Raw genomic sequence first — 13,003 nt, forward strand, 5'->3', positions numbered from 1 at the left:
ATAATCCGTAATGAGTAATGAAAGCGAATACACTGTCAGGCTGAAGAAAATAAACTTAGCTCCTTTTTAAGAACTAACTTCAAGCTTATATCCCTTGCCGCGTATCACAACAATCTTGATATTAGGATCGGGTTCCAGTTTTTTTCTAAGCTTTGATATAAACATGTCCAGGCTGCGCCCCACAATAACACCTTCATCTTCCCATATTTCTTTTTGCAGCCGGCTTCTTTCTATAGTCTCATTCGGAGACTGTGCAAAAATGAGCAATACACGGGCTTCCGTTCCGGTAAGGTCTGTTGCCGTTCCGTTTACAATAAGTTTACGATTTGTCGGATCAAATAAAACTGAGCCTAAAGTAATCATGCCCGAATCCTGTTCATCCGCAGGTAAAGCTTTTCGCGGCTTAACCGATTTTAAAAAAGAAAACCGACAAAGGCTAGAGATACCAGGCCACCCAAAAGATATCTATTCTTTGCGTTATTTATGTCTGTCGATTTGAATTTAATGTTGATCATATAAGGTGCGCTAGGTTGCGTTCTTCCTATACATGCTACAATATCATCTTTTTTATTTTTGGAAATAGCATATCCGTAGGTTATACTTGCGTCTTCACCATTCAGGACATTAACAATATAATCACTTGAGAGTGGGTCTTCGGCCAACAAACGCCGGGTGGTATTCACCAGGAACTCCGGCTGAAAAGTAAGATCCTTCTCAAAGCTGATTTGGTATTCATTTTCGGTAATCTTTTTAACCGGAAGTACCCGTGATGTACGGTCGCCCGACTGCAACAGTAGTTCATGTCCGATCCTGCGGAGTAAAACTTCCCTTTTGGAGAGATTAAAATCGTCGCTATTCTCCATGCTGAAAGCCAGGTAGATTACAGAGATTAGCAACAGTAAAATCAATCCGAACAGATATTTGCTTTTTCCTGAAAAGATATTTCGGCTATCAGACATACCGTTTACAATTTATTTACAAAGGTTACATTTTTATTTACAATCCAAATCTTGTGAGCGAAAAATACCAAAGTAGATTCGCTAAATCAGACTTTGTTTGACAAGGATATGAACTAGGACATGAAAAATAATAGCATGTCTTATCAAATCTTGTTTATTGAGAGGATCTATAATTTATTTAATAAAACCACAAAAATCATGAAAAAAGTAATTTATGCATTGATCTTACCGCTGGTTGTGATAAGCGGACTGGTATTTGCTAATCGAAAAATTGAGAATGAAACTACTAAGCAGCCGTCTCCCAAGCCGCTTTCTGCTGCCGAAATCAAAAACGAAAGAGAAAAATGGGAAGCCACGCCTGATGGTATAATGTTCAAAAAATGGGAAGCGTCTCCCGCAGGTAAAAAGTGTATGCCGCTGAAGCTAAAATAAGGAAGCATATCACTGGCTTCACTAATATGGAGGCTGTTGTAACGGCTCTTTCTCTTCCGCCAGGATCAAGATTAGGTTTCGGAGTTATGGCCAGGATCAATGGTGATAATTATATCGTAAAATTCGATCCGGAAAAATCTCAGCTTGAGCAATTGCATAGCCTGAAAGTGAACGACAAAATAATTATAAGAAGCCATAGCATATTGCACGCTCCTAAGTATTTATATCCAATAGTATCGTGCGAATATGTAGAAAGAGATAGTAAAGTAATTTTTAAACGTGTTCCCCGAAAAGGCGGTTGCTAAGTAAATAAATTTAAGTTGTTTAAACTTTTAATTTACCTTGATAACACAATAATATTCCCGCTGATTATCAGCAGATTTAGAACGTCGCAGATTACGGCAGATAAGTTTTCCGCGAAAAATTTGCGCAAAAAATCAGCGATTATCTGCGAGAAATTCCTTTATACCCAAATAGTTTAAACAACTTTGTTATAAAATACATACAAATCCGAAAAGTAGCAAGTGCATTTTATGTCGTGACATTCTTTAATTGAGAAGACTTCCTCAATCATTTTTTCAAAGCACAATTATTTTATCTATTTATCGTCTAACGCTGTAGTGAAGATGATAGTTTTTGGTTTGAAAGTTAAACGGTTACATAGGTCTGACGGTCTCCGTCTGACCTATAAATTGAAAAACTTCTGGTTGCTAAGTGATATGTAGGCCGACGTATATTCTACAGTACAAGCGAGCGTGGCAACAAAGATGAGATATGTTTACTGATGACCTAATAAGACTTTATATTTATCTTCCCTGTTTTATAATAATATTTTTAAATATAGATTCTTATGCGGGCCGGTTAGCCGCCAATCGATAAAGTAGATTAGACTAATGATATTTAGGATTCAGGCAATAATTGCCCTCTTATTAATTTCAGTAATTGGTTATGCGCAAACTACAATAAGCGGGGTTGTATTTAGCGGTGAGAATGCGCAAGCCTTGAATAGCGCTGTGGTGGAGATCAGAGATAATAGCTCGCAAACTGTGCTACAGCGGTTAAATACTGATTCGATGGGCGTTTTTAGTGTAGAGGTGCCCGGCGATAATGTATTGATTGAAATTAGCTTCGTTGGCTATAAACCCAAAACGATTAAAAAACCTAAAGTTGTTAACCAGCATATTGACCTGGGAAAAATTTTGCTAACTAAAGCCGAAGTAACTTTAGAAGAAGTTGTGGTGCGTGCTGAAAAATCTTCAACCGAATTTAAATTAGATAAGCGTGTATTTAATGTTGGACAGGATTTAAGTTCCACCGGTATGAGTGCATTGGAGGTGCTGAATAATGTGCCTTCGGTTATGGTGAATATCGATGGGCAAATTAGCCTGCGTGGAAATTCTGGTGTACAAATACTGATCAATGGCAAACCATCTGTGCTGGCGGATGAAAGTAGCAATGCGTTGGGAACCATTACTGCCGACATGATAGAACGTATTGAAGTCATTACCAATCCATCTGCTAAATACGAAGCGGAAGGAACGGCAGGTATTTTAAATATCATTTTAAAAAAGAAAAAGTAAAGACCTGAATGGCTCTGTTTCAGTAAATACGGGCATTCCAGACAATCATAGCATTGGCGTTAGCATGAACCGAAGGACTAACAAGTTCAACTTGTTTACGCAATTCGGGCTGGGAAGGCGATCGTTACCCAGATATGATGCTGGTATCAACCGGGATTTAGTAAGTCAATCAGAAATAAGAACGGACGGGGTTAATTATAGAAATGAAAAATTTTATAATATTACTTTGGGCACAGATTATCATATCAATGAACTCAATGTATTGACGTTGTCCGGTAATTTTGCCTATGAAGTAGAAGACCAGCCTTCGGAAACCAACTACAGTTCTTATAAAAATGATGCACTCATTTCCCAATGGAAAAGAACCGAAATTACAGAAGCCACTAATCCTAAATGGCAATATGAATTGAATTATGAAAGGCAATTTAAAGACAATGAAAAGCATGTTTTGATGGCCAGTGCAATCGGTAGTTTTTTTGGAAAAGATCAGTCGTCTGTATTCAGAAATGTTGCAACTTTAGGTACTATTGACGACAAAGATCAGCAGGCCAATACTGATTTTTTGGAAGCGAATAATACTTTTAAACTAGATTATACCAAACCCTTTAACGATCGTTTCACTTTGGAAACAGGCGCTCAATATCTGCTGAATGAGGTGGGTAACGATTATGCTATTAGTGATTATGAAGATGGGCAATGGATTGAAAATGCTGAGTTGACCAATAATTTTACGTTCGATCAAAAGGTTTTAGGGGTATATGGAACTGGAAGTTATGAAGGTGATCAATGGGGTGTAAAAGCAGGATTGAGGATGGAAAATACAGACCTTGCAACATTGCTGGAAACAACCAGTGTGGGAAATAACAGAAATTATACAAACCTGTTTCCATCACTTCACACTTCGTATAAAATTAATAAAGATGCATCGTTGCAACTTGGGTATTCACGCAGGATATATCGTCCGCGTTTGTGGGAATTGAATCCCTTTTTAAGCTTGCGAGATAACTATAATATATCAACAGGAAATCCTGAATTGAACCCAGAGTATAGCGATTCTTATGAGTTGACAGGAATTTTTAAGGTTGCAAAAGCTACGCTGAATTCAAGCATTTATCACAGATACACCACTTCTGTAATTGAAGATGTTTCTACTTTTGAAAATAATGTCAATACAAATAAGCCATACAATATTGGGACAAGAGCTTCTACCGGAATAGAACTAAATGGGAAATATGACCCTATCCGGTGGCTATCTATCAATGGCGATTTTAACTTCAATTTCTTTAAAAGAAAGGGTGTCTTTTTAGACAGGAATTTCGATTTTAACGGCAGGCAATGGTCGGGAAGAGTAACCTCAAAAATTGACCTTCCTGCTGATTTTGCTTTGGAACTAAATGGCAATTATCAATCCGGCTTTGAATCGGTAAATGCGATTAATTCAGGTTTCGCTTATATGGATATTGGCGTAAGAAAGAAATTGTTCAAAGGCAAATTAGTGGCCAGTATGTCCGTCAATGATGTCTTTGAATCCCGAATATCTGAGTCTGAAACCAACAGAGAAAACTTTTACTTATACAATCGTGGTTATCGTGGCCGGTTTATCACCTTCGGCCTAAGCTTTGGTTTTGGTAAAGGTGAGGCCATGACTTATTCGGGTGGCCGGAGGAGGTGATGATGTTGGGATTAAACGCTTTGTTAAACCTGATGTTTGTTAGGCAGAGCCTTGTCGAAGCCCGTTTATTGTACGAGTTATACCTTTAAATATACACTTTTGCGCCCTTGGTATTTTTAGCGCTCGTTGTGTGAAACTACTATTGAATTACTACATCTTTTTCCCTTTCTTCAGGCCACACTTTTAATTGTACAAGCTTTCCATTTTTTAGTTCCGCTTCAACAGTTGTTTGCTTTGGAGCATGTAATTTAAAGTGCACGTTCCAATCTTTAGGCCAGGCTGGGAAAAGATATATTTTATCATCCACAGTTTGCATCAGCATTTCCTGCACACCAATCATACCGCTGCCGCCCCAGTTGTGATCCGGAACCCAGTCAAATCCCGGTCCCCAAAAAGCGGGAAAGCGGCGGCCACTATTTTTTAGTTTTAATAAGGTTAATCTTTTGGCTTCGTCTGTTAAACCGAGTCGTGCAGCGAAAATATTGTCCTGCTTCCAACCAACATGGCTTCTGAATTTTAACGCAAACGTATCTTTCCAATAAGTGTTTCTCGCTGTATCAAGCCCCGGCTTTCCCACACCAAACAAACCCCAGGGATAAACGGGATAAAGTTGAGGTGTCTCGACATTATTCACTCTTCCCCAAACAATAGCCGGAGCAATGGTAGTGTTGCCGTTATAGTTCATAAAAGGAATAGGAGGGATGCGTTGTAAAAATTCTTCAAAATAAATCTGTTCTTCCTTGGTTAAATAGGTATCAGACAATTGCAACAATTTTGTAGTTACTGTTTTTAATGCAGCAATTGTTGAACTGGCATTGTATGCCATTTTAAAAGTTTCGGCACCTGATCCTGGATAAAGAATTAAATGTCCATTCCCGTCCAATGCTTTGCTACTACGCTGTTTGGAGAGATATTGATAATGTTCATCAAAAAATATCAAGGCATTTTTTATCAATGATAAGTATTGGTCAATCTCTTTTCCTTCATAAGATTTTGATTCAAGTATCATCATACAAAACTCTAAGATGGTGTCCCATTCATACTCCAGCCACGCATTGTATTCCATTCCCGGATCAAAGCCTGGTGGGCGTTTCCACGAATATTCAGTTGGATTAGGCAAACCAAAATTTTCTATCTGTTCATTAAAATTGGCGCCGCCATGTCCCCAATAAATTTTGGAACGCAGCAACGCTGTTTGCAAAATCCGATTGTAAAAATCAAACTGTGGCTTCATCATATCAACATCACCGCTTTTCAACATCGGCCAATATACCAATCGTTGGTTTTGTGCTGTAAATGTACCACCGCCCCAATTGCGATGATCGGGTCTTCCTTTTATAGTACTGTCTGTAAACACCGGATCAACAGTAAATAAGCCGCCGTTAAATTTTGTAGGATATTCACCATAAGCATTGCAGCCAAGCATGTATCTGAATAGCTGATAATTTCTACCAACCTGCCATGCCGAATCTTTTTCTTTTTTATTGACCCAGCTGTAGAATATGTGGCATCGGTTTTACGCCTGTCCGCCGTGGTGGATCGCACAGCTTCATTTGTAGAATCATCAGCATCGATAAAAACAAAACTCCGCTTCCAATAATCATTCCACCAACTAATTGTTTTGGAGTGAGATGTTTTATAATTGTCAACAATATTATTTAGCTGTTCTTTCCAAATACTAATATCACTTGTTTGCTTATGATGTAAATAAACTTCGAGCAAATGTTTTTTTGAAGGGCGTTTGCTTACTAAGCTCCAGCTTTTGTAAGCTGTATTTACGTATGATCCTTCACCTTCATCTCCTTTGATAAAATCCCTCCCTCTCATTAAGCCTCCACTGGTAAGGTTTTCAAGCGGATTAAATAGTTTATGTTTTACAGAATCAAGCCCTTGTTGTTGAACCGTGGCATCAAATACTGTGGGGTTAGTATTTCGATGATAAAATATGATATGATTGTTATTGAAACCAACAACATCGGGTTTGGTAATAATCGGCACATGCGATGCCCATTTCCAGGAGTTGGCATTATTCTCTTTTCCTTTTTGTAATCTATCGGCAAAGCGCCAGTTTTCATATATGGCTTCAGCCCGAATGGATTTGCTGCTTGCAATATCAATATGAATAACTGGCTTAAATACATCCACCCAAAGCTTAATAGCAACATCACCAGAGTTTACTTGTACATACCCATCTTTTAAAATAAGCTCCTGTTTAAAAGAGTTATCCATAAAAGGATTTGGATAAAGTTTCAATCTAATTCTGCCGCTTTTTAAAAAGGCATTGTTTTCATCAAAACTGCCACTTTGGGAAAAATAGAAAAGCAGTTCATTATTTTCTACCCAAACATTACAGCCAATATCTCCACCACCTAAGGGCATGGATTCACTGGCGTTTTTACTTTGCGTATTCCATACAACATTGTATGCGTTCAGCTTTTGATCCTGTGCGTTTATTGTTTTGATACAAAATATCAACAATAAAATGAATACATATTTATGGAATAGTTTCATAATAAGGGACACGGCGATGAAAAAACAAATAATCAATGTTCAATGCTCAATTATCAATATTCATTTTTTCATCCGCACATTGAGCATTGCTTATTGAACATTGTGTATTATAAAATGATTCAACTTTACTTCACTTCAACCTCCATCTCCCAGTCATCTGTTCTAAAAGAAGATGCGGGGAAACCAGCAGTATTAAAAAGCTCGCCTTCCGCTGCGTCTGTAAAAGCGTATCTTACAGCAACGGGACTTTTTACTTCTGGGGCATTTATTTCAATGCCGCCTGCTATCAATTTAGCTTTTGCCGGATAGAATTTTTTATCAGCTCCTGCTATTTCAAAATTGATAAAAGGTTTACCGTAAGTAGTAAGCCCCATTGGGGAATTTTTAAATTTGATCGTTGCAGTATTTTCTTTAATACTCATCGATTCATACAACGGACTTTCACTTACAAAACCTTTTCGGTTATAAGTTTTAGCTAAAGCCATCAGCGCAAGCCGTTTTCCAACTTCTTCTTTTTCGCGTGGATGAATATAATCGGCATCGCCAATATCCATTGTTACTGCCATTCCGCTGTTGCTTATTTTATCAAGTGATTTGCGTTGTGCATCGCGCAAAAATGCTGAATTAATTAACGTATCGCCCTTCTTCTTATTACTATTGTAATCAAATGGCGCTATTTGTACATAATAAAAGGGAAATCGCCCTGGCTAAATTGTGCTCTCAACATTTGTACAAATTCCGGAAACAACGTTTCATATTGCTGTGGCCTGTTAGCATTAGATTCGCCCTGATACCAGATAAATCCTTTAATTCCATAACCAAGCAACGGGTGCATCATTCCATTATATAATACTGTTGGCAATTTATTGCTTAGGCGGGATTGATCGTTTGGATCGGGAAACTGAAAATCATAACCTTTCAGGGAAGCTGCATCCATAAAGGCTTCTACAGGGCTGCCTCCATAACTTACATTGATCAAACCGATCGGGACTTTTAATTTGTCATACAAGAACTTGCCAAACGTGTAGCCGGTGGCGCTGAAATTGGAAACATCTTCCGGGTTAGAAATTTTCCAGCTAAAATTTTTACTTGTATCTAAAGGTGTAGGTTTTGTTGAGCGTGGAATATTGTAAAGCCTTATCTGATCATTATCGGAATTTAATATAATATCATTTGATTTATAAATGGGTTGATTAGGAAATCCTTTCAAAGGCATTTCCATATTCGATTGCCCGCTGCAAATCCAAACTTCACCAATTAGTATATTTTTTATTTTTATGGATTGACCATCGCTGATCGTTATTTCGTAAGGACCTCCAGCTTTTGGCGTTGCAACTGCTACTTTCCATTTTCCTTTTGCATCCGGCTGCGCCGAATATGTTTTATTATTCCATGAAGTTATAATGGTCACTGATGTTTTTTTATCTGTCCAGCCCCAAATTGCTGGGTTAGACTGCTGCTGCAACACCATGTTGTCACTAAAAAACCAGGGTAATTGAAGTTTTGCGTGAGAAAGAATGGGTATAACTAATAGAAGCAAAATCGTTCCAAAAAATTTCATATGACAATGTTTAAAATGAGATTCGAAATTAAGAAAATAAAAGTAGGATTGACAATTTTTAAACCACGAATGCACGAATTATATTGATTGTTTTGACGATAAAGGAAGCTCTCACAGATTACGCAGAAATACACAGAAAATAAATGTTCTGTGTTGATCCTTGTTTTCTGTGAGAAATGATTCGTGGCATTGGTTATCTAATCTTCTCCATTCCATTCCTTATAAAAACGTTGTAAAAAATTTTCGAGGTATTGGTGCCGTTGTTCAGCTATAGCACGTCCGGTATTGGTATTCATCTTATCTTTTAACTTCAGCAACTTGTCATAAAAATGTTTAACTGAAGTTTCAGCAGGCTTTTCTGGATTATGAATTTCCCGAAGCTTGCTACCGCCAAATGCAAAAGCCCTGGCTATTCCAATAGCTCCGATGGCATCTAATCGATCAGCATCCTGAACTATTTTAGCTTCTAAACTTTCCGCTACTTTCCCTTTGCTAAAAGAAACCTGTGATACGATGTCTATAACTTTTGCTATAGTTTCTGAAGGGGTGTTGACTTGTTTTAATATTGCCGTTATTTGCTCTTCTGATTTATCAATGCCACCATTCAGTTTATGGTCGCCCACATCGTGCAGCCAGGCCGCTAACTCTACCAGGAAGAAATCAGCCTTTTCTTCTTTTGCAATGCGAACGGCAGTTTTCACTACTCTTTCTATATGAAAATAATCATGCCCTGTACCTTCGCCAGAAAATTGCTGATATATTAAATCATGAACGAAATTTAATATTTCCTCTGTTGTCATTGTTTATAAATTCACACTTGTCTATAAAAATACATGCTAAAGTAATATTGATCGTCAAAACTAAATGTAAGAGATTCTGCTAAAAGTTATATTTTAAAATATGCACAATCGATTGCATTAAACGCTATATTCTTTCAAAGAAAAGGTAGTTTTGTTCGGTGCCATCTTGATCTGATCAAGGGGCCTAAAATTTTAATCAAGCTTGTACATACTTTGGGCCTATTTTATACGCTAATATCAAGTAAAGTAAGCGAACTTATTCACCCATTGAGCTACGTGAGCTTTTTAAGATGTGATAAATTTAATACTTTCATTTGCAAAGTTCCGATGTCGATTGTTGAGCTAATATATGGAGGCAGCTATCAATTTTTATAAACAAAACATATATATGAAGAAAATCATTTTCGCTTTTAGTTTACTTTGCTCGTTTACAATCGCAAATGCGCAGAGCAGTAAACCTAATGTAATATTTATTTATGTTGATGATCTTGGTTATGGAGATCTCAGTTGTTACGGAGCAACTAAAATAAAAACACCAAACCTTGATCAATTAGCTGCGCAGGGTATTCGCTTTACAAATGGCCACAGCACTTCCGCAACTTGTACACCATCACGCTATGCGTTGATGACTGGGCAATACCCCTGGCGTAAAAGTGGTACCGGAGTATTACCCGGTGATGCAGCCTTAATTATACCTACAGACAGAACTACTTTGCCCAAAGTTTTTAAAAAAGCTGGTTATCAAACGGGCATTGTAGGCAAATGGCATTTGGGTCTTGGTGATGCTGTTGAAAAAGCTTGGAACGGAGAAATAAAGCCTGGCCCTAACGAAACGGGTTTTGATTATTCCTTTATTTTCCCGGCTACTGCAGACAGGGTGCCTACTGTTTTTATAAGAAATCATAATGTAGTCGCATTAGATCCCGAAGATCCCATTGCCGTGAGTTACAAAGAAAAGATAGGAAATGAGCCTACAGGAAAAGAAAATCCGGAACTATTAAAACTGAAGTCTACGCCAAATCATGGTCATGCAAATACTATTGTTAATGGCATCGGGCGTATTGGATTTATGACAGGTGGTAAGTTGGCAAGATGGACAGATGAAGAATTACCAATGACTTTTTTAAAAGAAGCAAAAGATTTTATTAAAGAAAACAAAACGAAGCCTTTCTTTTTATGTTACAACCTTACTGAACCCCATGTGCCGCGTATGCCTTCAACTATTTTCAGAGGTACAAGTGGTTTAGGTTTAAGAGGCGATGCCATTTTACAGTTGGACTGGGCGGTTGGCGAAATTATGAACCAGCTTAAAGCCAGCGGAATTGATAAAAATACGATTGTGATTTTCTCAAGTGACAATGGCCCAGTGCTGGATGATGGTTATTTAGATGGTGCTGTTACGCAACTTAACGGGCACACGCCTTGGGGCCCGCTTCGTGGCGGAAAGTACAGTGCGTTAGAAGCGGGTACTAGAGTTCCTTTTATTATTAGCTGGCCTGGCAAAGTGAAGCCTGCGGTTTCCAATGCTTTAGTCTGCCAGATCGATTTTATTGCTTCTTTCGCAAAATTGCTTAATCTGCAAGTGCCGGCTAATGATGCCACAGATAGTGAGAACCAACTTGACGCTTTATTTGGAAAAACTAAAAACGGACGTTCGGTTTTGGTTCAGCAAGGCATTTCGCAGTTAACGATTGTAAAAAACGGATGGAAGTATATTGCTCCTCATGGTGGTCCAGCTAACACAGGTCCTAAATTGACTAATATTGAGACAGGTAATTTACCTGAACCTCAATTGTATGATTTGAATAATGATATAGGGGAAAGTAAGAATCTGGCTAGTAAATATCCTGCGAAGGTAAAAGAGTTGGCAGCTTTATTACAAAGTATAAAAGCTAAAAAATAAGCAACGCTATGTTTAAAATTGAAAAGGCGGCCCGATTGAGCCGCCTTTTATAAAAAAATCAAATTTCTTAAACTCTTTCAAAATGATTGAAGAAGAAATCGCCTTCAATTGTAGCGTTCTCATCGCTGTCACTTCCATGTATAGCGTTTGCTTCAATGGATGCAGCAAAAGTTTTACGGATAGTGCCTTCCGCAGCATTGGCAGGATTTGTAGCACCGATCAGATCACGGAAAGAAGCCACAGCATTATCTTTTTCCAAAATAGCTGCAACGATCGGTCCGCTGCTCATAAATGCCACTAATTCTCCATAGAAAGGCCTTTCTTTATGTATAGCATAAAACTCACCAGCTTTTTCAGCAGAAAGTTTTGTTAATTTCAATGCCACCAATTTAAATCCTTCTTTAGTAATGCGATCTAAAATCGCACCAGCATGCCCATTTTCCATCGCATCAGGCTTAATCATCGTAAATGTACGGTTACTCATATATTCTTTTTTGGGTCGCAAAGGTAGTGAAACTAAATATTTCTTAATGATCTTAATTTGCCTATTTTTGCGCCTTTTATAATGAAGCCGATATCAGACATATTTTCAATGCTTTCGCAACCAGCCAAAGTTGTGATCACCATGCATCAAAAGCCGGATGGCGATGCTATGGGATCAGCGTTGGGATTATATGGGTTTTTGAAAAAATTAGGACACGACGTTAAAGTGATTTCTCCTACAAACTGGGCTAGTTGGCTTAGCTGGATGCCAGGATGCGACGGTGTACTGAATTTTGAAAAACATCAGGAAAGAGCAACAGCAATTTTAAATGAAACCGATTATTTGTTCTGCCTTGATTTTAATATTTTTTACAGAACAAAAAATATGGCGCCTGTATTAGCAGGATTGAGCTGTGTAAAAATATTGATTGACCATCACGAACAACCTGATACCGTTAATTTTAATTACGGCATAAGCGATATCACGAAAAGTTCTACCTGTGAAATGGTTTATGACGTTATAGTGAAAAGCGGAAACGATCATTTGATTGATGTCAACATTGCTCAATGTTTGTATGCAGGTGTTGTAACGGATACGGGTTCCTTCAGGTTCTCATCAGCGCATGCTTCTGTCCATTTGATGGTCGCCCGTCTTATGGAAACCGGCTTAAATCACACACAAGTTCATAGTAATCTTTTTGATAATTTTTTAGAAAATCGCTTACGATTCATCGGCCACATGCTAAGTAACCGCATGCAGTTTTTCTATGAATATAACACTGCGCTCATTGCAATAAGTATGCAGGACTTGCTGAAATATGAATTAAAAACCGGTGATACGGAAGGTTTGGTCAATTTTCCATTGAGCATACAAGGTATACAAATGGTTGGCCTTGTAATTGATCGGGACGAGGAGCGAAAGTGGAGCTTTAGAAGTAAAGGCGATTTTGACTGTAATACATTTGCACGAAAATATTTTAACGGTGGGGGCCATTATAACGCTGCTGGCGGTAATACAAAAGATGGCTTATCGGAAACTGTTGAACATTTTAAACAAGTGATCAAAGAAAATGAACACTTGCATTCTTAATGCAGATTTTAA

The 13,003-nt window shown here is 38.0% G+C and carries 14 protein-coding genes; 6 read left to right on the forward strand and 8 right to left on the reverse strand.

Annotated elements, in window-relative coordinates; all coding sequences use genetic code 11:
• Nucleotides 1–66: 66 nt before the first annotated feature.
• Nucleotides 67–363 carry a winged helix-turn-helix domain-containing protein gene (locus MKP09_RS08000; RefSeq protein ID WP_240827207.1) on the reverse strand — a complete coding sequence of 99 codons (297 nt, stop codon included), beginning with the start codon at nucleotides 361–363 and terminating at the stop codon, nucleotides 67–69.
• 50 nt (nucleotides 364–413) lie between these two features.
• Nucleotides 414–959 carry a hypothetical protein gene (locus MKP09_RS08005; RefSeq protein WP_240827208.1) on the reverse strand — a complete coding sequence of 182 codons (546 nt, stop codon included), beginning with the start codon at nucleotides 957–959 and terminating at the stop codon, nucleotides 414–416.
• A 198-nt stretch (nucleotides 960–1,157) separates the two neighbouring features.
• On the opposite strand from MKP09_RS08005, the gene MKP09_RS08010 reads away from it, so the two are divergent.
• The 4 genes from MKP09_RS08010 (at nucleotide 1,158) to MKP09_RS08025 (ending at nucleotide 4,643) form a co-directional block, all read left to right on the forward strand.
• Complete coding sequence (locus MKP09_RS08010) at nucleotides 1,158–1,391, forward strand: hypothetical protein (RefSeq protein WP_240827209.1); 234 nt, start codon at nucleotides 1,158–1,160, stop codon at nucleotides 1,389–1,391.
• On the forward strand, nucleotides 1,367–1,696 hold the full coding sequence (locus tag MKP09_RS08015) for a hypothetical protein (protein ID WP_240827210.1): 330 nt from the start codon (nucleotides 1,367–1,369) through the stop codon (nucleotides 1,694–1,696). Before MKP09_RS08010 ends, MKP09_RS08015 begins: the two co-directional genes overlap by 25 nt.
• A gap of 588 nt (nucleotides 1,697–2,284) precedes the next feature.
• Nucleotides 2,285–2,971, forward strand: a complete 687-nt coding sequence (locus MKP09_RS08020; protein WP_240827211.1) for a TonB-dependent receptor plug domain-containing protein — start codon at nucleotides 2,285–2,287, stop codon at nucleotides 2,969–2,971.
• 91 nt (nucleotides 2,972–3,062) lie between these two features.
• A complete protein-coding gene (locus MKP09_RS08025) occupies nucleotides 3,063–4,643 on the forward strand; it encodes an outer membrane beta-barrel family protein (protein WP_240827212.1) in 1,581 nt (526 codons plus the stop codon).
• Nucleotides 4,644–4,782: 139 nt separating this feature from the next.
• Here the strand turns inward: MKP09_RS08025 and MKP09_RS08030 are convergent, their stop codons facing one another.
• The 5 genes from MKP09_RS08030 to MKP09_RS08050 all read right to left on the reverse strand — a co-directional run bounded on the left by MKP09_RS08030 (nucleotide 4,783) and on the right by MKP09_RS08050 (nucleotide 9,515).
• Nucleotides 4,783–6,069, reverse strand: coding sequence for a hypothetical protein (locus tag MKP09_RS08030; RefSeq protein WP_240827213.1), 1,287 nt, complete (start codon nucleotides 6,067–6,069; stop codon nucleotides 4,783–4,785).
• Nucleotides 5,979–7,121 (reverse strand): DUF5703 domain-containing protein, encoded by a 1,143-nt coding sequence (locus tag MKP09_RS08035; RefSeq protein WP_240827214.1) that lies wholly within the window; start codon nucleotides 7,119–7,121, stop codon nucleotides 5,979–5,981. The genes MKP09_RS08030 and MKP09_RS08035 overlap by 91 nt, the downstream gene beginning before the upstream one ends.
• A 158-nt stretch (nucleotides 7,122–7,279) precedes the next feature.
• Nucleotides 7,280–7,768 (reverse strand): hypothetical protein, encoded by a 489-nt coding sequence (locus tag MKP09_RS08040; protein ID WP_240827215.1) that lies wholly within the window; start codon nucleotides 7,766–7,768, stop codon nucleotides 7,280–7,282.
• 59 nt (nucleotides 7,769–7,827) lie between these two features.
• Entirely contained in the window at nucleotides 7,828–8,715 is an 888-nt protein-coding gene (locus MKP09_RS08045) for a sialate O-acetylesterase (RefSeq protein WP_240827216.1), read from the reverse strand.
• Nucleotides 8,716–8,912: 197 nt separating this feature from the next.
• Entirely contained in the window at nucleotides 8,913–9,515 is a 603-nt protein-coding gene (locus MKP09_RS08050) for an HD domain-containing protein (RefSeq protein ID WP_240827217.1), read from the reverse strand.
• A gap of 388 nt (nucleotides 9,516–9,903) precedes the next feature.
• On the opposite strand from MKP09_RS08050, the gene MKP09_RS08055 reads away from it, so the two are divergent.
• Nucleotides 9,904–11,418: a sulfatase family protein gene (locus tag MKP09_RS08055; RefSeq protein WP_240827218.1), complete on the forward strand. Its 1,515-nt coding sequence runs from the start codon at nucleotides 9,904–9,906 to the stop codon at nucleotides 11,416–11,418.
• Nucleotides 11,419–11,485: 67 nt separating this feature from the next.
• Here MKP09_RS08055 and MKP09_RS08060 read toward each other — a convergent pair whose 3' ends face one another.
• Entirely contained in the window at nucleotides 11,486–11,902 is a 417-nt protein-coding gene (locus tag MKP09_RS08060; RefSeq protein ID WP_240827219.1) for a nucleoside-diphosphate kinase, read from the reverse strand.
• Nucleotides 11,903–12,010: 108 nt separating this feature from the next.
• On the opposite strand from MKP09_RS08060, the gene MKP09_RS08065 reads away from it, so the two are divergent.
• Nucleotides 12,011–12,991: a DHH family phosphoesterase gene (locus MKP09_RS08065; protein ID WP_240827220.1), complete on the forward strand. Its 981-nt coding sequence runs from the start codon at nucleotides 12,011–12,013 to the stop codon at nucleotides 12,989–12,991.
• Nucleotides 12,992–13,003 lie beyond the last annotated feature (12 nt).

This window comes from Paraniabella ginsengisoli, assembly GCF_022513635.1.
GTDB classification, from domain to species: Bacteria; Bacteroidota; Bacteroidia; order Chitinophagales; family Chitinophagaceae; genus Niabella; species Niabella ginsengisoli.

What these genes read in the sequence shown, in the direction of transcription:
- MKP09_RS08005 (WP_240827208.1), bottom strand. Translation starts at nt 959, where the DNA reads ATGTCTGATAGCCGAAATATCTTTTCAGGAAAAAGCAAATATCTGTTC.
- MKP09_RS08065 (WP_240827220.1), top strand. Translation starts at nt 12,011, where the DNA reads ATGCTTTCGCAACCAGCCAAAGTTGTGATCACCATGCATCAAAAGCCG.
- MKP09_RS08000 (WP_240827207.1), bottom strand. Translation starts at nt 363, where the DNA reads ATGATTACTTTAGGCTCAGTTTTATTTGATCCGACAAATCGTAAACTT.
- MKP09_RS08060 (WP_240827219.1), bottom strand. Translation starts at nt 11,902, where the DNA reads ATGAGTAACCGTACATTTACGATGATTAAGCCTGATGCGATGGAAAAT.
- MKP09_RS08045 (WP_240827216.1), bottom strand. Translation starts at nt 8,715, where the DNA reads ATGAAATTTTTTGGAACGATTTTGCTTCTATTAGTTATACCCATTCTT.
- MKP09_RS08020 (WP_240827211.1), top strand. Translation starts at nt 2,285, where the DNA reads ATGATATTTAGGATTCAGGCAATAATTGCCCTCTTATTAATTTCAGTA.
- MKP09_RS08030 (WP_240827213.1), bottom strand. Translation starts at nt 6,069, where the DNA reads ATGCTTGGCTGCAATGCTTATGGTGAATATCCTACAAAATTTAACGGC.
- MKP09_RS08050 (WP_240827217.1), bottom strand. Translation starts at nt 9,515, where the DNA reads ATGACAACAGAGGAAATATTAAATTTCGTTCATGATTTAATATATCAG.
- MKP09_RS08055 (WP_240827218.1), top strand. Translation starts at nt 9,904, where the DNA reads ATGAAGAAAATCATTTTCGCTTTTAGTTTACTTTGCTCGTTTACAATC.
- MKP09_RS08010 (WP_240827209.1), top strand. Translation starts at nt 1,158, where the DNA reads ATGAAAAAAGTAATTTATGCATTGATCTTACCGCTGGTTGTGATAAGC.